Source organism: Nostoc sp. (genome assembly GCF_036917395.1).
GTDB lineage: Bacteria > Cyanobacteriota > Cyanobacteriia > Cyanobacteriales > Nostocaceae > Nostoc.
The window spans coordinates 1-21,999 of record NZ_JBALDI010000060.1 but is presented as its reverse complement, the minus strand read 5'-3'; the positions used below and the strand labels follow the sequence as shown (position 1 = coordinate 21,999).

Genomic DNA, 21,999 nt, shown 5'->3' with positions numbered 1-21,999 from the left:
AACCTTCAGTTATCAACATATTACTAACTGTATTTTAACATGGAACTCCTGCGTCTGTACGATTTTTTACCATCTGGTAATGGTTATAAGATACGTCTTTTATTGACACAACTAGGTATGCCTTTTGAGAGAATAGAGCTTAACATCTTGAAAGGCGAGACTCAAACACCAGAATTTTTAAGTAAAAATCCTAACGGTAAGATACCCCTTCTGGAAATTGAGCCAGGGAAATATTTGGCAGAATCAAATGCCATATTGGTGTATTTGAGTGAAGGTACAGAATTTTTACCATATGACCGCTTTTTACGAGCGCAGGTGCTGCAATGGCTATGTTTTGAACAATATAGCCATGAGCCTTTTATTGCTACATCAAGATTTTGGATTTCTATTTTAGGTAAAACTGAAGAATATAGTGAGGCTATTAAGCAAAAACGTGAACCGGGTTATACAGCACTTAGCTTGATGGATAAACACTTAACTTCTCACATTTTTTTTGTAGGAGAGTGTTACACGATCGCTGATATTGCCTTGTTCGCTTACACTCATGTAGCTGATGAAGGTGGGTTTGATTTGACACAATTTTCTGCTATTCAAGCTTGGATAGAAAGAGTCAAAGCTCAACCAAGGTATATCAGTATTACACAGCAGAAAAATTAGGTTTTGTGAGCTTCTGTTTCTAGGTTATTGGCTCTAGTAGAGGATATACTGGGTGGGATATAGCCTCACATTTATGAGGAGAAATTTTCAAAAAATGTCTTACTAAGCAGCAACTAGACATTTGTATCAATTTCTATCAGCTTTTGCCGAGAGGACAAACCTAACTTAATTCTGATATGAGATTTAGGTACATCAAATTTATCTGCTAGTAGTTTAATTAACTCTTCATTAGCCTTACCATCAACTGGAGGCGATTTTAAATATACAGTCAAACTGCCATCAGGTTGTTCTTCAATCTTTTGCTGTTTTGAATTAGGTTTAACCTTGACTTTTTTTTGCATAACCTATTTTCTGTAATTGTTGCAGCCACAACCAACCTAAAACACAACCCAATACATAATGAGGAAAATCCCACCAAACAAAGGTAGTACCAAGTAACAATTTACCTATCAAGGTGGCGCGAATCTCTTCTAAGAGTGGCGGATGCCAAAGTTGCAAGAATTCTAGTATACAGGTGATGACAAAAACCCATATAGGAATTTGGATAACTGCCGCCCGACTTCTGAAAAACCAAAATGCAAATAGACACCAAAATATTTCATAAAATACAGCGGCTCCGTAGTCATTAAACCAGTGATGGGCAGGCCCATTATAATATTTAAACAAAAAGCCCATCGGTACAACGATGAGCACAGAAAGAATAATAAATATTGTTTGATTACGGTGTCGAAGCATTTTCTACAAACTAGAAACTAAGCAAAATTTTAGCAGCCTGAACAACTGAAAGTCGCGGCTACATAAACTTAGGTATACCTCTACTCAAAAGCCAGCTAAACGTAGCGTCCTGTAGGGAAAGCTAGTCCGCGTGGGCGGACTTATCTTCTCTTTCAACGTCAACTTATTGTGGGGGCACTTGTTGGTACTATCTGGCTTGTTGGTCGAATTGTTTATTGAACTACTTGTTCCAGGAACTGGCTTGATTTAGAAGATGAATAGCATCTGGCTCAAGTTTAATATCTACAGATTTGATGATATCTTGAAGCTGCTCAACTTTTGTAGCACTAACAATAGGAGCGGTAATAGTGGGATGTGCAATTAGCCAGGCTAGAGCAACTTGGGTGAGAGTCACATTATAAATCTTAGCGACTTCATCCAGTGCCTCTAAAATTGCTAAACCACGAGCATTCAAATATTTCTTGACAGAATTACCACGGGCACTAATAGACAGGTCTTTTTCTGAGCGATATTTACCAGAGAGAAAGCCACTGCACAGAGAGGAATAGCTAATCACACCAATTTCCTGTTCTTGGGAGATTTGTTGTAGCTCCTGCTCATACTCGGCTCGGTCATACAAGTTATAACGAGGCTGAAGGCTCTCATAGCGAGGATAACTATGCTGCTGGCTGATTTGCAATGCCTGTGCCAAACGCTCTGCACTATAGTTTGAAGCACCAATAAAGCGCACTTTTCCCTGATGAATTAATTCCCCATAAGTTTCTAGGGTTTCTGCAAGGGAAGTGCTTTCATCATCGATATGTGATTGATACAAATCAATATAATCGGTTTGTAACCTGTGCAATGAGTCTTCAACAGCTTGTTGGATGTGTTTACGAGAAAGCCCTTTGCCTTTAATACCCATATCATTGCCAACTTTAGTGGCAATCACCACTTGGTCACGGTTGCCTCGCTGCTTAAGCCACTTCCCTAAGATGATCTCCGACTCTCCACCCTGATTGCCTGTAGCCCATTTGGAATAGACATCAGCAGTGTCAATAAAATTACCTCCAGCCTTGATGAAGTAATCTAAAATCTTAAATGAAGTATCTTCATCAATAGTCCACCCAAACACGTTGCCACCAAAACATAGTCGTGATACTTCTAGCCCGGAACGTCCAAGTTTAAGTCTTTCCATCAACACTGCACTCCTTTATCCTTATTTGACGGCGAATCAATTCGCCTGTGCCTTACCCCCATACATGAATATAGTTGCTCTTTACGGCACGGAGGTCTCGGTGAAAAGTTACAAACTTCTTAACACACCTTGTTTTTTGGTTCTGACTGTGTGATACTTTGGTTTAAGTTTAATAAATACTGTATCTCTATTGATTTACCGTATTTGTTAAAATATAAAGATATATTATTTCTCCTTTAGATGCAATGCATGATAAAAGCTTACATCTGTATGCCCTTGTAAATAATTAATATTACTCAGGAATGTTAAATGCAAAAACGAGGCTTATTAAAGCAGCGACAAGAGGCATAAAAATGATGAAATTAAAGCGATTTAAGCATATAAAAAGTGAATTACTAATAAGGCTGTATAATACGGTCTTGAGCCAATATTTTTCCTGAAATCTGGATAATTTATGCATAAAATCAGGATGCTAAATCAGCAGGCTAAATCAATCGATGAATTAATTTTACTGACGCTTAAAGGCGTTGAAGGAGATTGAATTCATGGAAAAATTAGAATCATTAATTATAGCAAAAAGTGTTCAAATTATCTAGAAAGAAGGTAGGCATCGGTTTCTGCCTGTAGAAGATGTTAGCTTTGCTATGAACCCAAAAGAAAAGTTTGTAATTATTGGGTCATCGGATTGTGAAAATAGTAGCCTGCTAAAAGCGATCGCTGGTTTTCAGCCCATCAAATATATGTCAATAGCAATACATTCAATTGTCCTTGATCACAACCAAAGTTAAGAGCCAATATTGGTATACAATACTATTCATCTAATAAGACTATTTAAACTCTCCAAAGTACTATTGAGAACAGCACGATCAATTGAGTAATATCTTGTTTGCCCTTTTTTGTAATTCTTCGCCAAACCTGCTTCCGTCAAAACTTTTAAGTGGTGACAAGAAAGAGATAAGCTAATACCCAACTGCTCGGCAATTTCTGAACAGCTGATTTCGTCAGTATTCAACAGTAAATCTACTAAGCGCAGGCGTGTTGCATCTGAAAGAGCCGTGAAGATTTTAGCGCGGTTTTCGTAATTTATTTTCTCAATCATCCCCATATCATAGCAGAATCTGGCATTTTACTAAAATACTCAAACAATCATTTGACTATTATACAAAAATTCTGTTATGCTAATTACTGTAATGGTTAAATAAGTATTTAACTATAATTCTCTAGTACTGAAGATTCCTGACGAGATACGACGTTAACAAACATCAACAGCTACTTTGAGTCCTACTCTTACAACATAGCTGAGGCATGTTGTAATTTTGCTGACGCCGTTAGATGTAATTGCGATCAATTGCCAGATATTGAGCGTGAATTGCACTCCAATTCCACGGGATATTATCTGTCTTAACTTCTGAACAAGGATGTAAGCAATGAGCACAGACAATCGTTTTTTCTCTGACCTGAAACACGTTGAGGCAGAACTGACTTACCTCACCCCTATGGCAGAAAAGCCTTTTATCTATGCCTATGAACCCCCAGTAGGGGTTCCCCGCTCCAACGGAAAGTACGAGACACACAAAGTACCAATCCATAATGCACGGGCAATTTCAGATAAAGTATCCTTAGAGCGCCAAGGCTTCGACTTTGCTGCACATGAAAGTAAAGTCAGTGATTTCTATGATGAAGATGAGATCCGCAGCGTCTATTATCCTGAAGCCAAGCAATTATTGAAAGAGGTGACAGGTGCAACTGAAGTACTGATATTTGATCATACTCTTCGTAACGCTCAACGTTCGCAGTCGGGCGAGAACGAAATCAGGGAACCTGTCAAGCGCGTGCATAATGACTTTACAGCTAAATCTGGCTATACGCGTGCCCGCAAGGTATTGACAGAGCAGGGAATAGATAACATTGATCAAGTGCTACAAAAAAGGTTTGCACTGATTAACATTTGGCGACCTATTGCACCAGTTGAGGAGTCACCATTAGCAGTGTGCGACGCTTTTTCTATCGCACCTACAGACCTTGTAGCTGGTGATCTCTTGTACCCCAATTACGCTGGCGAAACTTACGCAATAACCTATAACCCATCACATCAATGGTTTTATTTCCCGCAAATGCAACAAGACGAAGCGCTATTTATTAAGTGCTTTGACTCCGCAGAAGAAGGACGGGCCAGGTTTGCCGCCCATACTGGATTTGATGATCCCACTAGCCCACCAGATGCTCCACCTCGTCAGAGCATTGAGTTAAGGACGATAGTTTTCTACCCCGAATAGATTCATCAGAGAATGACCAATGGTCAATCTTTTTAGCTACGTTTAAGTCTTTATCCGAATGGCACTAAAAAAAGCCCAAAGGCTTGTGTCACCTTGTTCCCAGTCTTTGGACTGGGAATGTATTCCCAGAGGGCTGCTGCCTCTGGTCAAGTCCCTGACTGGTTAAGAGCTTGTAGGCTTTTAACCAGTCAGGGCGAACTCAGAAGTACCAACCGTCTTCAAGCAAAAAGCCCAGAAGTTGGAAACACAATCAGTGCTTTCATAATTTACAAACTACTAAACTGGGCTGCTTGTATCTGACGCAGCCCAGCATAAAATTAGAGCAGATAACTACTTAAGTAAATCTAATTACCATTAAAGTAGGGGACTTGCAAATAAAAAATATCCCATTGCTCAAAGACAAGGAAGAATTTACACTCAAGGGTATCTTCTGCTACCAGCACCCACAACACCAATTTTGTGGCGATAGGAAAGTTCGGCACCGAACCAGCCGGAAATACTAACCAGCGTACCGACAATGAGCGAGAGAACCAGTCCCCAAGGTAGTATTCGAGATTCAGCGTCGCCCAAGCGCAGAAGGAAATTAACTAGACTTAAAACTATTAGAGAAACGTTAAGTATTAAATGCGCCCAACCTGCGCTGCGCTTGCGAACTCGTTCTATTCTAAAAAAGTCGCTGAGGCCGATCGCTGATGCAAGGACACCTCCAGCTAATCCGAGTCCGATTAACCATAGTGAAGCTTTAGCCCAGAAGAAATCACTAGTTAACCAGTAGCCGATATCGCTTCCCAATGCGGCGGCTAAAAATGCGATGGGAAAGGTCACACTCAGGGGATGTAGGGGATGTCCTGCGATCGCAACTGTACTGGGTACGCCGCTATCAAGATACTCACTGTCGTTACTTTCAATAACTGGTGGAATATTTGGAAAAGGTGTTGAATTTGTTTGCGTTGTGTCTGTAGTTTCCATTATTAGTATCCTGAATTTATTAGCGTCTTATTTTTAATCTGAAGGAATTTGTTCAACATAAGCTTCAGCTTGTAGAGTTAGTTTACCTACTTCTACTTTTAGTTGTTTAACTTGCAAGCTAATTCCTTCTAAATCAAAGTTACTCAAATTTAAAAGTTCGCTAGTTTGATCTACCAAAGCTTTTGTCAACTCTGGCGATATTTCCTCACTTTTGCCATATTCGACATCTTCCAGAGAAACAGTTTTTCCATTTGCACTAATCCGGGGTACTGCGGAAAAAGCAACTTGCTGATTTTCACCTGTTTCTACTATTTTCATAGTGGCATTTATTGCTACTTTTCCATCACCTGGTAGTCGAAATTCTACATGTTGAGGCTCAATAGTCGTCAGTTGACCGTTAACATGGATTTTTTGACTTTGCAGTTGTGATCGCACATATTCTGAGTTGAAGGCGCGATTGATATCAGTCTCAGTTAACACAACCTGTGCATTGGCTTCTGTAGGTTTAGTGAGTTCAATTTTGCCGAAAGCTACACTCAGGGGATTAATGGCAACATTAGTCATTTGCATGTTAAATTCCTCCATGCGGAGGTCTTTCTGCATAACCATACCTTCACCTTCAATCGTGACTGAATCCACCTGCCCCTGAACCAGTTTCAGTGGATCGGTTTTGATGTTTACATCTAAATTTTCTACTTCATCTAATTGGCTAGATAATCCTATTTCTGCCGCTTTATTGAGCGCTTGCTCTCCTAATCCAGGACTGTCTGCCATTATTAAATTAACTCCTGCTTTAAATACTATTTCCTGGATTTACTTTAAATAATTTGTATCATATTTAAATCTATCTTACGATGTAAGATAGATTTAAATCCTGTCTATCAAAAGAATAATTATATTATTTATAATCAAAAGTTTTGCTTTTATACCCAGAGTTTTTAAAGCGTAGATACAAAACGTTTTATTATCCAATATCACTCAAAAGAAAGATTGAATATATAGAACTTAGTAGTTATTTTATTTATGAACTTTAGCTAAAATCTGTTTAATAAAAAAGATTCGCAACATATAGAATTAAATTTTTGTTTGGCGCGGTACATCGTCATATCAAATGGGTATAAAGTACGTAGGGGTAGGCAGCCGTAGGCATAGCTCTTACAATAATTTTTTCAAAGGCAACATAAACCCAGGCACAACATCTTCACCGCTTAATATTGCTGTAGCCGGATATTGAGTAATTGAACCATCCTGGCGATAAACTAAAGCTTGTTGATTTTTTCTATCAATTAACCATCCTAATTGAACACCATTAGCAATATATTCTTCCATCTTAGCTTTGAGTTTTGCCAAGCTATCATTTTTAGAACGAATTTCAATTACAAAGTCGGGTGCTAAATTAATAAATTTGTCTTCTTCTTCATCCCAACCTTCTGGTAAACGTTGTTTAGCCACAAAAGCAGCATCAGGTGCTCTAACAGCAGTATTTGCTAATCTAAAACCTGTACTTGAACTAAAAACTTCACCTAAATCCTGACTTTCTACCCAATTCAACAAATAGGCTCCTGCTTTTATTTCTCGATTACCAGAAATTCCACCAGTTGGGGGCATAGTTTCTAATGTTCCATTAGCATTGCGTTCAAACCGCAGTTCTGGGTTTTGCGAACTCATCAGCATTAATTCTTCATCAGTGACAGTATACAAAGACTGCACCGTTATTTTTTTACTGGTCATAATGATTTCATCGCAAGCTTGATAGATATCTCAATTTTAGGCTGAGATTCAATTACTTCTGTACCCCTCTCTTGCTCTGCATTCTCTGTGTCTGGAGCGGTTTGTTATAAAATTGACATTAGCAGCAGTGCAATATCTGATTATAAGCTGTTTTATTCTTTCAAAACAATGCTCTCAGAACGTTTTACCGCAGCCCTCACCTACGCTACCCAACTGCACGCTAACCAAGTTCGTAAAGGTTCAGGTGTTCCCTACGTTGCCCATTTATTAGGTGTCACCAGTATTGCTTTAGAATACGGGGCAAATGAAGATGAAGCGATCGCAGCCCTCTTACACGATGCGATCGAAGACCAAGGTGGGGCCGCAACACGGCAAGAAATTCGCCGCCGCTTTGGTGACAATGTAACGGCAATTGTAGACGCTTGTACTGACGCTGATACAACTCCCAAACCCCCTTGGCGACAGCGCAAGGAGGCATACATTGCTCATATTCCTACCGCTTCTCCATCAGTATTGCTCGTGTCATTAGCAGATAAACTTTACAACGCCCAGTCTATTCTCAAAGATTATCGTGTTTTGGGCGAATCAGTTTGGGAACGTTTTCAGGGGCGTAAAGAAGGTACTCTTTGGTATTATCGGGCGCTTGTGGATACATTCAGGAAGACTGGAACCACTATAATCATTGAGGAATTAGAACGCGTCGTTGCAGAAATTGAGGTATTAGCATCTAAATAAAAAATTTATTTACCCAGAAGTAGATAAAAGATTGATAAGGAACTAGCCAAAATCATCGGGACGTAAAAAATCTATGATGATAGAGGTAATCCCCAATGAATTGGAAAGCCTACACTATACCGCAAGGTCAGTGTAAGTAATTTACAGACATAATATAGTCATGTCTCTCACGAACAAATTTTCGCCTTTGGGTTCTTTCTCTAGATAAAAAATCTTTCTCTCGGTAGATAGGTGTACTTACATTATTATGGCTGCTATGTTACCAATATGACAATAATAAGACAAAGCACTCTAAATACAACTCTAAGTCCTTCAGTAAGTCCTCCAGAAACATTGGCAGAAAAGTATCTTGAAGCAGAGCGGATGCACGATGTTCAACTTTTACTGCAAAACTTGATCAACAGTGAAGAAGCCACTGTGAAACTAATTCTGGATTGTCTGTATGACGTTGGTTCAGTCAATTTGATCAATCAAAAGCTTCGCTTGAAGCCTCTAAACAGGGTGATGAAATTAATTGCCCGAATGTCCAAACCAGTTTTTAGAACCTTGGCTCTAAGTTGGTTTAAGAAAAACTGTCCCCAACTGATTACTAATTGGCTACACACGCAAGTAACTTTTGAAAAGACCCAAAATAGACCCCAAAAAGTAGCTGTTGAAGTTGCAGAACTTGAACCATATCCGATACCACATACAGAAAATATGAGCCAAGAGATTAAAAATCTGCGCCAGCAAGTCCGATGGCTAGCTGGGATTTCAATAATAGCGATCACTGTTTTAGGAGTAACAGCCGCTAGGTTAAACTGAAACTCATAGGTAGTACTGTGAGCAAATTTAATAGATCCAGCAAGCTATTTTCGGTGTAAAATTCACTTCGGTTCTAAAAACCCTACCAGCCCAGAATGTGAATAATTTTTGCTCCATGAGGTTTTTTGGGAAACAGTTGTTTTGCTAACTTCAAGCAACTTAACTCGTTGTATTGCCAGTATTTTTAAATAGCTGGTTTAGCATATAGGCTAATTCGTACTATGGCTTTGCCCAAACCTACCTTGGAGGACATCGAAATATATCTGCTTTTGGAAGGGATGTATCAGTACTATGGTTATGACTTCCGCGATTATGCTCTTTCCTCACTCAAGCGCCGCATTCATAGCTTCATGGAATTAGAGGGGTTAGCTAATATTTCTGCCTTGCAAGAGCGGTTACTCCACAACCGTGCTTATTTGGAACGGTTTTTGCTTGGTCTGACGGTGAATGTAACATCAATGTTTCGTGATCCCAGCTTTTATAACACCTTCAGAAATCAAGTTATTCCCTTCTTGCAAACCTATCCGTTTATTCGGATCTGGCACGCTGGATGCTCCACTGGTGAAGAAGTCTACTCAATGGCAATTCTACTTCAAGAAGAAGGACTTTATCACCGTTGCCGCATATATGCCACTGATACTAATGAGAAGGTATTACAAAGTGCTAAAAGTGGTATTTTTTCCCTAAAACTGATGCAGGAATATACCCAGCTTTACCTAAAAGCAGGTGGCAAGAAGTCATTCTCAGAATATTATACAGCAGCTTATGATAACGCTATTTTTAGAGCATCCTTAAAAGAAAACATTGTCTTTGCCCAGCATAATTTAGCAACTGACAGTTCTTTTAATGAGTTTAATGTCATCCTTTGTCGTAACGTCCTTATTTATTTTAATCAAGTACTTCAAAAGCGAGTACACGAACTGTTTTATAATAGCCTCTGCACCTTTGGCATCTTAGGTTTAGGAAAACAAGAATCCATCAGGTTTACCTCTTATGAACAGCACTATGAAGAGATAGTCAAAGGGGATAAACTATATAAGAAAATAGCTGGTGCTTAAAATGCAGGCTGTTTAAACCATTAGCGCTTAAGTTGACACCGATTCTTCTAATCGCCCAATACTTTTCAAACATCTTCTCACTAAAAGTGCATTCAAATTAGCACTAGGTATTTTCTAGAAAAAATATTATGAATAAAGTTGCGACGCCGATAGCGTTCGCGCAGCGTCTCTAAGAGTTGCGTTAGCGAGTCTTCTCACAAGGGCGAACGAGCGTCATAGCCCGTCGTAGCATCGCTGTCAAAAGACAGTCTGTCAAACATTTTTAATTGTGTTCAGAAGATAGACTTAGCGATCGCTTAAGGTAAATTACACATTAGAGTCTTAAAGGAGATTGTCGATGCAACTTCTCGAATGTCCTCCTGTTGCAATCATTGCTGGAGAAAATGCGGTTCACGTTTCTCAACTACCTTCTACATGGCAAGACATTGCTAGAGGAACCACGAGTGTCGGACTTTCCTATCCCCAAAGCTATGTTGAGATGGCGCAGTTGTTCCTATACAAATTAGAGCATGGTGATGTTGACTTATTTAGCGATCGCCCCCAACTGGCTCACTTGATACCCTTATTTTCCCAACTATTTGCACAGTTAGCATGGGAAACCCTTGACTTTTTTGGGCAAGACTTTCTCAAACACAGCTATCCAAACTTTGCAGAAATTCTCCGTGATGTGGAGTCAAAGGGCACAGATTATGCTGACGAAGTAAAAGTGGCTCGCATTGGTATAGATTTATTCAACGAGTTTGGTTATGAACTACCTGCCAGCTTCTATCATGTGCATCTAGCACCAATTTACCGCGATCATGTTTTTGAAGAACGTGCCTTACGGTTTGATCAGCGCGATATCGAACATAAACGTGCTTGGGATGCCATGCTCCATGCAGGTAAAGTGTTTGCTATTCAGATGAAGGTGCAAAGTATTGCTTCCAAATACGGTTTTACTTATCAACACGGCTGCGGTTGCAACTCTCATCTATCTGCCATTGATGTATCTCATGGGGCGTTTGAATATGAATTGAGTCCAGAAAAGCGTCAGCGATGGATTCGCAGCTTCATCTGGACTGCTTGGTATGAGTATGCCTTCTTTGCGATCGTACCCAATACAAGTTATTTAGTTTGAAAAAGAAGTAGACTGCATTGGGAAAATAGATAAAGCGAGTTCAATCAGCATTTAGGCAAATTACTTTCTTAATTTGCCTAAATGCTTTTTCATTTTAAGGCTGACCAAGAAAGTCTTGTTTACCAAGTTCTACACCGCAGTGCCTGAGAATGTCATATGCTGTTGTGACATGGAAATAAAGGTTTGGTAAAACAAAAGATAGGAGAAATGGCATCCCTTGAAAATCAATAGTTTTGTCACCTAATTTAAGGGTAATTGTTCTCTCCTCTGAACCGTCAATTTGCTCAGGTTTAAATGTATTTAAACCTGAGATAGTTTGATGAATGCGGTCAATAAGTTGAGGGAATGTAGTTTCATTATCCTCAAACTGGGTTGGTTCTATACCTGCTAGTCGTGCAGCACCTCTATTTACAATGTCAGAGGCAATTTGTACTTGTTTTGATAATGGAAACATATCTGGGGATAGACGACTATTGATCAACACAGAAGGATCTATTTTTTTAGTTTCAGCGTATGTAGCACCTTTTTCCAGAATACTTACAAGGTTATTCAGTGTGCGAATAGACACGGGTATTGAAGCTTGGTACATTGAAATGGTCATTGATTATTTATCCTGAAAAAGTTTAATGAAAGGTACAAACAAAAGCATGACTAAAGTCATAGTTAAAGCATACACAATCTAAAAAATAGTTGTTAGCTTAGTAATACTTTGCAGTAATTGCATAGTTAAAAGGTTCGATTGATATCGGGGCTTGTAACTCAATTTCCTTACTCTTTCAGCAAATCATTTTTTATGTGTAGATTAATAGGCTACCTTGGTAATCCCATCCGATTAGATGAGTTGCTGTATAAACCGGAGCATTCTCTTTACAAACAAAGTTACAGTCCTTTGGAATTAAAATCAGGAGTAGTTTGTGCAGACGGGGTGGGTATAGGCTGGTACGACGAAGTGGGTAAACCCTTCATTTACCGAAACACGATTCCGCTTTGGAACGATCCGAATCTCAAAGAGTTAAGCCACTATGTAGAATCTACTTGTACTGTAGGCTATGCGCGATTAGCTGGGATAGGTGAATCGCTCAACATTAGCAACTGTCAGCCATTTCGCAATGGGAAACTGTTGTTTGTGCATAATGGTGAAATCTCAGACTTTCAACAGACTCTTTATAGACCAATACGTGAGAGCCTCTCTGATTCCACATACCGCTTGATTAAAGGCATGACTGACTCAGAACACATCTTCGCCCTCCTAGTCCAAATGTGGCAGTCGTATCCAGACTGCACTCTGTTTGATGCCTTACGTATGACACTTCAAAAATTGACTGAGTTGGCATCAAAACATGACACTAGCTTTAGTGCCAATATAATTGTCAGTGATGGTCAAGCAGTTGTAGCAGTTCGCTACGCTTACCGCACACAAGCCCCTACTCTTTATTGGTCAAGTGATTCTCTCAAGCACCCAAACCAAGTTATTGTTGCCTCTGAGCCTTTAACCAACCAAAATTGGACTGCTTTTGCTGAACAAAGTATACTATTTGTTCAACCCTACTCATTACAGCCAACAATTAGCCTGTTGGAGAGATTTGCTCCCATTGGGGTTTAGATAAACAAAGATGCATACAGATCAATCTGTGTGCATCTGTGATTATAAATATCTTTAAACCGTATTCTTACCAGAAGTCTAATGTTTACTGCCAAACATAGATAAGCAGAAACAAAATAATCCAGATAACATCGACGAAGTGCCAAAACAACGAAGTTGCGTTAACGCCGTAGTGACCTGTGTCGTAGTTGCCAGGGATGAAAGAACGTACCAAAATTATCAACTGCAACAGAATACCTGTGAAAACGTGCAAACCGTGGAAACCTGTTAGTAGATAGAATGTTCCACCGAATGTCCCGGAGGTGAAGCCAAACTCCAGGTGGCTCCATTCGATCGCTTGTCCGACTAAAAAGTAAGTTCCCATCGCCATTGTTGCCAAAAGAAACAGGCGAAATTTCACTAAGTCATGGCGTTGAAGGGCGCGTTCGGCTAAGTAAATCACAAAGCTACTGGCAACAAGAATTACTGTGTTGATTGTCGGATCTTTTACTTCTAGTCCAGAAACACCAGCTGGTAGCCAGTTAGGAGTTGTTGTTTTGTAGATGATATATCCTGCGAAAAAACTCAGGAAAATGACGCTTTCAGACAGTAGGAACACAATGAAGCCAAACATTTTGTTGCCTTCTTCGTCGTGGCTATGTTCTGCGCCTGTCTGGTGCAACTCATTTGAATTGATATAACTGTCCATTGGTGGAATTCTCCTTTATCTTGCAAACTGCGATATGTAATTGCCTCATTCCCTCGTTCCTAGCCTCTGGCTGGGAATGCCCATTATTGAGGCTCCGCCTTTCTTACTCGCGGCAGCCCAATAAAGATCATTTCCAGGTAGAACCTGGAAACGAGATTTTAAAAGGTTTTTGGTTCCTAAATAAAGTTAGTCTGCGCTTGTCAATGTTGAGTGAGTGTTTTCGCGTAGGTTAGCTGTCAACGGTTCAGATTTGCCGTAGCCGTAGGGTTCAGAGATGATGATCGGAATTTCTTCAAAGTTCTCTACTGGGGGCGGTGAAGAAACTAACCACTCTAATCCAATTGCCCGCCAAGGATTATCAGGTGCTTTCTCGCCTTGCATCCAAGAAATCACCATGTTGAAAATGAAAGGTAAGGTGGACATTCCCAACAAAAATCCGCCCAGGCTAGCGATGACATTCCAGAATTGATACTCTGGGGCGTAGGAAGCAACTCGGCGTAACATCCCTTGCAATCCTAAAGGGTGCATGGGCAAAAAGTTGAGGTTGGTGCCGATGAAAGCTAACCAGAAGTGGATTTTACCCCAGCTTTCAGAGTACATCCGCCCAGTCATCTTGGGGAACCAATGGTAGATGGCAGCATACAAGCCCATCGTCACGGTGCCGTAGAGGACATAGTGGAAATGTCCCACCACAAAGTAGGTATTGTTAACGTGGACATCAACCGGCACGGAGGAAAGCATGATGCCTGTGATTCCGGCGAACACAAACATGATTAACGCACCTAGAGCGAACAGCATTGGTGTATGCAGTCGCAGTTTACCTCCCCAGATGGTTGCCACCCAAGCAAATACTTTAATGCCCGTAGGTACAGACACGCACATTGTTGTCATCATGAAAACCAACCGCATCCAGCCTGACGTACCACTGACGTACATATGGTGTACCCAAACAATACCGCTGACTAGTGCAATCAAGATGGATGAAATGGCAACTACTTTGTAACCAAATAGAGGTTTACGTGAATAAACTGGGAAGATTTCTGAGAAAATCGCAAACACAGGCAAAATAATCACGTAAACGGCGGGGTGGGAGTAGAACCAGAAGTAATGCTGGAACATAACTGGATTCCCACCCTTGGCTGGGTCAAAAAAGCTAGTGCCAACTGTGAGGTCGAGTAGCAGCATCACTGCACCAGCTGTCAATGCAGGTAGTCCGAATAGTTGGATAATCTGGGCACTAAGCACTCCCCAGACAAACAAGGGCATTCTGAAGAAGCCCATTCCTGGGGCCCGCATCTTCACGATTGTGGTGACAAAGTTCACTGCCCCCATAATTGAGGATACGCCGGATATTGCCACCGCCAACAGCCAGATAACTTGACCATTAATTAAGTTACCTGTGGGATTCTGGAGACTGACGGGCGGGTAAGACCACCAACCGGCTTGGGCTGGGCCACCAGGGACAAAGAAGCTACCCATCATCAAAATTCCGACTACTGGCACCATCCAAAAGGCAACGGCGTTGAGGCGGGGAAATGCCATATCTCGCGCCCCAATCATCAGTGGCACTAAATAATTAGCAAAACCAACTAGTGAGGGAAATGTCCACAAAAACAGCATCACAGTGCCGTGCATGGTAAACATGCCGTTGTAGACAGTGCGATCGACTAAATCTGATTCGGGTGTTAGCAGTTCTCCCCGCATCACCATTGCAAAAATACCGCCGACGAGAAAGAAGAAGAAGGAGGTAACGAGATACTGAATACCAATTACCTTATGGTCAGTACTAAAGCTGAAGTATTCTTTCCAGTTACTTGGAGATTCGTGGTTAGGCTTTTCATTAGGGAAAATGATGCCTTCAATAGGAACATTAGTCATCGGTTACTTTCCTTTCAACCAGGAGAATTGACTAGAGTCGGTGCAGCAGGTGGAACTGTGACCCAACCAGTTTGGACTGATTGATTGGATGTTTGAGCATATTCAGAAGCTGCCTGATTATTTGCTAGGGATGGCTTTTGGGTTGCAGCTTGGGCCAGCCACTGCTGATAATCTTCAGGAGATTCGACGACTACATTCGCCTGCATCGTCGCAAAGTATGTGCCACTGTATTGGGAATCGGTCAATCGGTATTGACCAGGGCGGATAGGAGTAAATTCAAAGTCGAGCGCATGGTTGGGAATAATATCCTGCTTGAGGCGAAATGCAGGTATATAGAAGCCGTGGAGAACGTCTTGTGATCGCAGTGCCAAACGCACTCGGCGATCGCTCGGTAAATGCAATTCGGTACTGGTAACATCTCTCTCTGGGTAATGAAAAACCCACGCCCACTGTTTAGCTAGTACGTCGATTTTCTCAACGGGTTGTGCTAAAGCGTTAGCTGATACATCTTTTGCTGCTACTGCCAATGGATTATGCAGGTGAACTAATTCTGATGGGCCTTGAATCCCCATTTGTTCGTAAACTTGGTAGCTGTAGCCCGCAATCCAAAACACCAAAAGAATTGGGATCGCTGTCCAGATGACTTCCACTGCCACATTACCATCAATTGGGGGACCATCGGTGAAGTCATCTTTGACTGCCCGATGGAAGATAACAGAATACATCAGGGTACTTGTTACTCCCAAAAAGATGAAGGCACCGAGGGTTACTAAGAAGCTAATCAAATCATCAATTAGTAGGGATTCGGCTGCTGCTTGGGGGGGAAGCCAGGAGTAAGCCTGCTTGCCGATCCAGAGACTACTAACAGTCACTGCGATCGCACCTGTAAGCAGCGTCAAAATATTTAAAATCTTCTGGATTTTCATGGTCATTGGTTATTGGGCATGGGGCATTGGGTAAATGACTAATGACTTATTTGAGTGTGGTGTTCAGGTCTTGGCCCAATCGCAGTAAACTATCTGCTGTATTGTGTATGCCAAATTCGGTAGCCATTTGCGCCCCTAATGTCCCGTGAACGTACATAATCAACATGATTGCTATGCCTGCGAACAGATAGAACCACTGCACTTCTCTATCTGACTGTTTATATGCTTGTTTGCCCCAAACGGAGCGCTGCCATCCTCTCCAGAAGGTCATGCCAACAATCAGCGCTAATAAGAACACACCGCCCACACCATGCCAGAGCATAGTTTCCATAGCCTGCAATCCCCAGGCACTTTTCATATCAGCTGGTGGTGTTGCCAACAGCATTTCATAAAAGCCTGCTGCCACGGTGAAAAATGTGATGATGCTGGCAGCTAACATGTTGTACCAGCCAACATCAAAGAAGTTCTGACGTTCCACGGTAATTGCCAAAAATTTGAAGACCCATTTTTGGAAGGGGAACAGAACACCAACGATATCAAAGGTCATCCCAATAATGAACAAACCTATTGTCAGATGCACTAAGTTGGGATGAATGGGAATTGTGTAAGGTAATCCGTTTGCGCCTAGAGAGCCGGTCAATTGGTCAATCAATTCTGAGTTCATCGCAACAGACCATCCTTTAATGCTTCTACAACTGGCACTGTATGCAATCCATACACCCAAACAAGTTCATCTCCGAGATACACCTGTAAGCCAACTATCAAAGTCAAAACTAGTCCGGCTCCCAAATAATAAATCGGTACTTTTTGCGGGTTGCGGGTACGAATTACATAGCGCCAAGCTGTAATCGCCGTGATGATTCCCGAAAGCGACCAACCAATCAGCGTATGCAAATTCAGCACCGATTTAGCTAGGCTGTAAGGTTGTGCTAAACCCGCTTCAAACTGACCAAAAATAATTGCGACGAAGATAGCGATCGTGGCAACTAACATATTCCACCAACTCACCTCAAAAAGACCGGCTTTACCAGTAAAATAGCCAACTACATCGCAGAAGAAGGAAAACAACACCATCGCTATTACGAAGTGGACAACGATGGGATGAATCGTATCTGGATAGGGTAAATTGTGGTCGTTCAAAGATGTCAAATATTCAAGCATTGTCTTCTCCTGGACATATCTACCGCACTTTGGCCAATCAATTTTGGATAATGGAATTGCCAATTTTGGATTACCGATAGCACAGCCTCAACTCTTGGAGAGGCTATACCAAAGAGTTATCGAGCGTCTTTTAGATTTGTTCCGTACCTGATGGAGCATAAACTAGAAGACCCTAATCCAAAATCTAAAACCGTTCGACTGAGCAAAGCCGAAGTCCAAAATCTAAAATCTAAAATCGCTAGTCAAACTTCAATGATTGATGGATATTCACTAATATCACCACAAGTATCCATCTATAAATGACCAAAATATGTTCAATATGTGCGCGGTGCAATACGCTTAATCATGTCTTAGCTTTTTGTAGACAGATCTAGTAAACTTGCCTACGACGAATAACTTTTTTGTGATTAATTTCCTCATGCTAATAGTCTGCAACAGCAATTTTTGATGTAGCTAAACCAAATCGCTGTCGTTTGTTGATTTGCTTAACTTATATTTTAGCTTAAGTAAATTTTTATGAATTGTCAAAACAATAATAATTAAAATTTTAAATGTTAGTTAGTTAGCAAAAAACTATTTATATAATGTATCGATTTTGGCATTAAATAATATTGTAAAAAGCCTATTTATAATATTTTCTGTGAAGTATTTCACAATGATAAAATTTTTAATTGTAATGCAAATAGCAAAAATATATAATTTTGAGTAGTTGGTATAAAAGCAAATCAAGGTAAGTTAGTGGCTGTAGTGGAACTGGAGAATGCTGAAAGGATTTTATGAGCCATCAAGTCACACTAAGATTGAAACCCACATTCTACAGGTGTGAGGACTAAACAAGTGTCGTTTAAAATTGTGGTAATTGGTACTTCTTTGGGCGGATTATCAGCATTAAAAATTATCTTGGGGAACTTACCAGCAGACTTCCGAGTGCCGATCGCGATCGTGCAACACCGTCACAAGGAGTCTAACAACACACTCCAGGAGTTATTACAAGAATCTAGTTCGTTGCCGATTCGAGAAGTGGAAGACAAAGAGGAAATACTACCAGGACATATCTACCTAGCTCCAGCAGATTATCACTTGCTGGTTGAACTAGATCACTTTGCTCTTTCGACTGATGAGCCTGTTTCGTATGCTAGACCATCTATCGATGTGCTGTTTGAGTCAGCAGCCGATGTCTACACCCAGCAAGTTATTGGTGTAATATTGACAGGAGCAAACCAAGATGGTATGCAAGGTCTTAAGAAAATAAAAGTGCGGGGAGGATTAACTATCGTACAGGAACCTGCCACAGCTGAGAGTGACGTTATGCCAGAGGCAGCAATTTCTGCTGTTGCAGTAGACTGGATTTTGACACTCTCAGACATTGCTTCTCAAATGGTCAAGCTTTGTCACTCATCACGGAAATAAACTGATGCAGATGGAACCCAAAGTAAACATCCTCCTAGTGGATGATAAACTAGAAAATTTGCTGGCACTAGAGGCAATCCTAGAAAAACTGGGAGAGAATCTCGTGAGAGCTACTTCTGGGGAAGAAGCTTTGAGGTGTCTGCTAAATCAAGACTATGCGGTAATTTTGCTAGATGTGCAAATGCCAGGGATGGATGGTTTTGAAACTGCTACCTTGATTCGCAATCGGGGGCGATCGCGTCACACTCCAATTATCTTTCTCACCGCCTTTAGCAGCAGCGACCAAATGCTGTTTAAAGGCTATGCCTTGGGTGCAGTTGATTATTTGCTCAAACCATTAGACCCGAATATTTTGACTTCTAAAGTCACAGTGTTCGTAGAACTATTTAAGAAAACAGAAGCCGTCAAGCAACAAGCAGCGCAGCTGGTAGCTGTGAATGCCGAACTCAGGCAAAGTGAAGAACGATTGCGATCGCTGAGTACCTGTTCACCCGTTGGCATTTTTGAAATTGATACTGAAGGAGGCTGTAGGTATACTAATCCTCGCTATCAGACAATTTGTGGCTTGAAAGCGGCAGAGAGTTTAGAAATGAGATGGCTAGAATCTGTTCATCCAGAAGATAGAGAACGAGCCGTTACCAGTTGGTCTGACTACATTTGTGAAGGTCGCAACTACTCTGAAGAGTTTCGCTTTCAAACTGCTCAAGGCATCGTCCGTTGGGTACAGGTTCGCTCATCACCGATGCTTTCCGGTCAAGGAGAATTGCTGGGATATGTAGGCACTCTCGAAGATATTACTGAACGCAAACAAGCAGAAGAAGTCCGCGCTCAAGTGATTCGAGAACAGACGGCAAGACAAGAAGCAGAAGCAGCAAATCGGATGAAAGATGAGTTTCTCGCCGTTCTCTCCCACGAACTCCGCACACCCCTAACCTCAATGCTGGGCTGGTCAAAAATCCTCCGCTCTAAGAAACTTGATGACAAAGCCACTTCCCGGGCCCTAGAGGCGATTGAACGCAACGCGATGTCTCAGATGCAACTAATTGAGGATATCTTAGATGTATCCCGGATTATCCGTGGTCAGTTGCGATTAAATGTATCTGCTGTGAATCTGATCACAGTGATGGAGGCAGCCTTAGAGGCAGTGCGTCCCCTAGCAGAAGCAAAAGATATTAAGTTAAATACTGTCCTGGATACTTCGGTAGGGTCAGTTTATGGCGATCCAGCCCGGTTACAGCAAGTTGTCTGGAACCTACTAACTAATGCCATTAAGTTTACCCCTAAGGGTGGCAGGGTAGAAGTTAGGCTATCTGTCTATTTTGGATCTTCGATTTCAGACTTCGGCTTCTCTACGAGACGCTGCGCGAACGCTCAGTCGAACGATTTTGGATTGGGATCTGATGGTGAAAATTTAGAGTTTTCAAACACTGATGAAGGCAGTAATCCAAAATTCAAAATTCAAAATTCAAAATCTCAGTACGCCCAAATTCAAGTTATCGATACGGGGATTGGCATCAGTTCGGAGTTTTTACCCAAAGTATTTGAGCGTTTCCGGCAAGCAGACAGTACCACAACCCGATCGCACAATGGACTAGGACTAGGACTAGCGATTGTCCGTCATCTGGTGGAGCTGCATAAAGGTACAATCTTTGCCCAAAGTCCAGGCACAGGAGAAGGAGCAACCTTTACTGTAAGACTGCCACTACTACAAGACAATAGGGCTAATAGGGGAAATAGAGAAGCCACAGGAGAAATTTCCTCCCCTGTGGCTTCTGTGCCCCTGGCTGGATTAAGAGTTTTAGTTGTAGATGATCAAGCAGATACCCGTAACTTTCTCAGTTTTATGTTTGAGGAGTATGGGGCGATCGCCACTGCGGTAGCATCAGTTGATGAAGCGCTAGCAGTAATTGAACAAGCAAAAGCAGATGTCCTGATTAGCGATATTGGCATGTCAGAGCAAGATGGTTATACGCTGATTCGGAAACTGCGCTCTTTAGAACCAGAAAAAGGTGGACGTATCCCGGCGATCGCTTTAACAGCGTACACGCGAGAGGAAGACCGCTTAAAAGCGCTAAAAGCAGGGTTTCAGCAGCATTTATCTAAGCCAATTGACCCCACTAAATTGATTGCTATGGTTGTCAATGTATTGAAACTACCTCTGGAAGTTCCAGTAAGTTGATTTTGAACTGGGGAGTGGGGAGTAAGAATTTTAGATTTTAGATTTTGAATTTTAGATTGAAATTTAATCCAAAATCTAAAATCTAAAATCCAAAATTGAATTGCCCAATGCCCAATCAAGAATAAGTTAAGGCATGTTTTTTCAGTTCGTCTAGGGAAACCATTTCCAAAGCTCTAGCATGGGTTGCAGAGAGGATGACGGGTGGAGCAACGCCAGCTTCGAGAGCTTCTTGCCAACGAGAAGCACACAAACACCAGCGATCGCCAGCCTTCAGTCCAGGAAAATTAGAATCAGGAACAGGTGTGCTCAGGTCGTTCCCCCGCGATTTGGTGAACTCCAAGAATTCTGATGTCACTTCGGCACATACGACGTGTGACCCGAAATCCTGCCCACCTGTGCTACAAAAACCGTCGCGGTAAAACCCGGTCATGGGAGAAGTGCAGCAGGACTCTAGGTTTCCACCGATTACGTTTTTAGCTTCTGTCATCGTTAATTCGTTGCACTTGATTTTTTCACTTCGATATAAGGTTATCTTGACACTTTCCTAGTTAAATTAAAATCGCTATCTCTGATTAATTCGGAAAAGCAGGGAATTCTAGAATCACTACTCATACAAAACCAGGACTTACGCACGGGTCATGAAAGAACGAACCACAGAGACGCAGAGTACCCAAAGGAATGAGAGTTTGAGAGGTTTTTTGCGTAAGTCCTAAAAAGAGAGCTTCGGCGTATCCTGACCTCGTTGCTTACCTTTCAATAAGTAAAACTAATGAGTTTTATCAGCTTTACAAAAGCAACACAGTTGATAAAAAATTGTAAAGCAGTGTAAAGTGTATTTACAGGCGAAAACAAAACCGTCTGATTCATAAACAACTAACCGCACTTATCAAACAAT

The 21,999-nt window shown here is 41.3% G+C and carries 23 protein-coding genes; 9 read left to right on the top strand and 14 right to left on the bottom strand.

Annotated features, from left to right (window positions below; all coding sequences use genetic code 11):
• Window positions 1–39: 39 nt before the first annotated feature.
• Entirely contained in the window at window positions 40–657 is a 618-nt protein-coding gene (locus V7K46_RS20785; RefSeq protein WP_335116388.1) for a glutathione S-transferase family protein, read from the top strand.
• Window positions 658–770: 113 nt separating this feature from the next.
• On the opposite strand, the gene V7K46_RS20780 is transcribed toward V7K46_RS20785, so the two are convergent.
• The 4 genes from V7K46_RS20780 to V7K46_RS20765 all read right to left on the bottom strand — a co-directional run bounded on the left by V7K46_RS20780 (window position 771) and on the right by V7K46_RS20765 (window position 3,668).
• Window positions 771–998 (bottom strand): DUF167 domain-containing protein, encoded by a 228-nt coding sequence (locus V7K46_RS20780; RefSeq protein ID WP_335116386.1) that lies wholly within the window; start codon window positions 996–998, stop codon window positions 771–773.
• Window positions 976–1,392 carry a ribosomal maturation YjgA family protein gene (locus tag V7K46_RS20775; protein WP_334721782.1) on the bottom strand — a complete coding sequence of 139 codons (417 nt, stop codon included), beginning with the start codon at window positions 1,390–1,392 and terminating at the stop codon, window positions 976–978. The genes V7K46_RS20780 and V7K46_RS20775 overlap by 23 nt, the downstream gene beginning before the upstream one ends.
• A gap of 220 nt (window positions 1,393–1,612) precedes the next feature.
• On the bottom strand, window positions 1,613–2,569 hold the full coding sequence (locus V7K46_RS20770; RefSeq protein ID WP_335116384.1) for an aldo/keto reductase: 957 nt from the start codon (window positions 2,567–2,569) through the stop codon (window positions 1,613–1,615).
• Between the two features lie 814 nt (window positions 2,570–3,383).
• A complete protein-coding gene (locus tag V7K46_RS20765) occupies window positions 3,384–3,668 on the bottom strand; it encodes an ArsR/SmtB family transcription factor (protein WP_273764291.1) in 285 nt (94 codons plus the stop codon).
• Between the two features lie 328 nt (window positions 3,669–3,996).
• Between V7K46_RS20765 and V7K46_RS20760 the strand changes: the two genes are divergently transcribed.
• Window positions 3,997–4,845, top strand: a complete 849-nt coding sequence (locus V7K46_RS20760; RefSeq protein ID WP_335116382.1) for a CmcJ/NvfI family oxidoreductase — start codon at window positions 3,997–3,999, stop codon at window positions 4,843–4,845.
• Window positions 4,846–5,262: 417 nt separating this feature from the next.
• Here V7K46_RS20760 and V7K46_RS20755 read toward each other — a convergent pair whose 3' ends face one another.
• The 3 genes from V7K46_RS20755 to V7K46_RS20745 form a co-directional block, all read right to left on the bottom strand.
• On the bottom strand, window positions 5,263–5,814 hold the full coding sequence (locus tag V7K46_RS20755; RefSeq protein WP_334725153.1) for a DUF2231 domain-containing protein: 552 nt from the start codon (window positions 5,812–5,814) through the stop codon (window positions 5,263–5,265).
• 33 nt (window positions 5,815–5,847) lie between these two features.
• The gene (locus V7K46_RS20750; RefSeq protein ID WP_335116380.1) at window positions 5,848–6,588 is read right to left on the bottom strand and encodes an LmeA family phospholipid-binding protein; all 741 of its coding nucleotides are present in this window, start codon (window positions 6,586–6,588) and stop codon (window positions 5,848–5,850) included.
• Between the two features lie 381 nt (window positions 6,589–6,969).
• Window positions 6,970–7,545 carry a Uma2 family endonuclease gene (locus V7K46_RS20745; RefSeq protein ID WP_335116378.1) on the bottom strand — a complete coding sequence of 192 codons (576 nt, stop codon included), beginning with the start codon at window positions 7,543–7,545 and terminating at the stop codon, window positions 6,970–6,972.
• 168 nt (window positions 7,546–7,713) lie between these two features.
• Between V7K46_RS20745 and V7K46_RS20740 the strand changes: the two genes are divergently transcribed.
• The 4 genes from V7K46_RS20740 to V7K46_RS20725 all read left to right on the top strand — a co-directional run bounded on the left by V7K46_RS20740 (window position 7,714) and on the right by V7K46_RS20725 (window position 11,259).
• Complete coding sequence (locus tag V7K46_RS20740; RefSeq protein ID WP_335116376.1) at window positions 7,714–8,280, top strand: HD domain-containing protein; 567 nt, start codon at window positions 7,714–7,716, stop codon at window positions 8,278–8,280.
• A gap of 267 nt (window positions 8,281–8,547) precedes the next feature.
• A complete protein-coding gene (locus tag V7K46_RS20735) occupies window positions 8,548–9,084 on the top strand; it encodes a hypothetical protein (protein ID WP_335116374.1) in 537 nt (178 codons plus the stop codon).
• Window positions 9,085–9,305: 221 nt separating this feature from the next.
• On the top strand, window positions 9,306–10,142 hold the full coding sequence (locus tag V7K46_RS20730) for a CheR family methyltransferase (RefSeq protein WP_335116372.1): 837 nt from the start codon (window positions 9,306–9,308) through the stop codon (window positions 10,140–10,142).
• Window positions 10,143–10,479: 337 nt separating this feature from the next.
• The gene (locus tag V7K46_RS20725; protein ID WP_335116370.1) at window positions 10,480–11,259 is read left to right on the top strand and encodes a hypothetical protein; all 780 of its coding nucleotides are present in this window, start codon (window positions 10,480–10,482) and stop codon (window positions 11,257–11,259) included.
• 94 nt (window positions 11,260–11,353) lie between these two features.
• Here the strand turns inward: V7K46_RS20725 and V7K46_RS20720 are convergent, their stop codons facing one another.
• A complete protein-coding gene (locus tag V7K46_RS20720; RefSeq protein ID WP_335116368.1) occupies window positions 11,354–11,860 on the bottom strand; it encodes a DUF1993 domain-containing protein in 507 nt (168 codons plus the stop codon).
• A gap of 192 nt (window positions 11,861–12,052) precedes the next feature.
• On the opposite strand from V7K46_RS20720, the gene egtC reads away from it, so the two are divergent.
• A complete protein-coding gene (egtC, locus tag V7K46_RS20715) occupies window positions 12,053–12,862 on the top strand; it encodes an ergothioneine biosynthesis protein EgtC (RefSeq protein ID WP_335116366.1) in 810 nt (269 codons plus the stop codon).
• 85 nt (window positions 12,863–12,947) lie between these two features.
• Here the strand turns inward: egtC and V7K46_RS20710 are convergent, their stop codons facing one another.
• From V7K46_RS20710 to V7K46_RS20690, 5 genes are all read right to left on the bottom strand, one after another.
• On the bottom strand, window positions 12,948–13,550 hold the full coding sequence (locus V7K46_RS20710) for a cytochrome c oxidase subunit 3 (protein WP_335116364.1): 603 nt from the start codon (window positions 13,548–13,550) through the stop codon (window positions 12,948–12,950).
• A 186-nt stretch (window positions 13,551–13,736) separates the two neighbouring features.
• Window positions 13,737–15,428 carry a cytochrome c oxidase subunit I gene (gene ctaD, locus V7K46_RS20705; RefSeq protein ID WP_335116362.1) on the bottom strand — a complete coding sequence of 564 codons (1,692 nt, stop codon included), beginning with the start codon at window positions 15,426–15,428 and terminating at the stop codon, window positions 13,737–13,739.
• 14 nt (window positions 15,429–15,442) lie between these two features.
• Window positions 15,443–16,354, bottom strand: coding sequence for a cytochrome c oxidase subunit II (locus V7K46_RS20700; protein WP_335116635.1), 912 nt, complete (start codon window positions 16,352–16,354; stop codon window positions 15,443–15,445).
• Window positions 16,355–16,400: 46 nt separating this feature from the next.
• A complete protein-coding gene (locus V7K46_RS20695; RefSeq protein ID WP_335116360.1) occupies window positions 16,401–17,018 on the bottom strand; it encodes a DUF2231 domain-containing protein in 618 nt (205 codons plus the stop codon).
• Window positions 17,015–17,515: a DUF2231 domain-containing protein gene (locus V7K46_RS20690; protein ID WP_335116359.1), complete on the bottom strand. Its 501-nt coding sequence runs from the start codon at window positions 17,513–17,515 to the stop codon at window positions 17,015–17,017. Before V7K46_RS20690 ends, V7K46_RS20695 begins: the two co-directional genes overlap by 4 nt.
• Window positions 17,516–18,352: 837 nt before the next feature.
• Here V7K46_RS20690 and V7K46_RS20685 point away from each other — a divergent pair.
• Window positions 18,353–18,925 (top strand): chemotaxis protein CheB, encoded by a 573-nt coding sequence (locus V7K46_RS20685; protein WP_335116357.1) that lies wholly within the window; start codon window positions 18,353–18,355, stop codon window positions 18,923–18,925.
• 4 nt (window positions 18,926–18,929) lie between these two features.
• On the top strand, window positions 18,930–21,104 hold the full coding sequence (locus tag V7K46_RS20680; protein ID WP_335116355.1) for a hybrid sensor histidine kinase/response regulator: 2,175 nt from the start codon (window positions 18,930–18,932) through the stop codon (window positions 21,102–21,104).
• 115 nt (window positions 21,105–21,219) lie between these two features.
• Here the strand turns inward: V7K46_RS20680 and V7K46_RS20675 are convergent, their stop codons facing one another.
• Complete coding sequence (locus V7K46_RS20675) at window positions 21,220–21,591, bottom strand: DUF2237 family protein (RefSeq protein WP_335116353.1); 372 nt, start codon at window positions 21,589–21,591, stop codon at window positions 21,220–21,222.
• Window positions 21,592–21,999 lie beyond the last annotated feature (408 nt).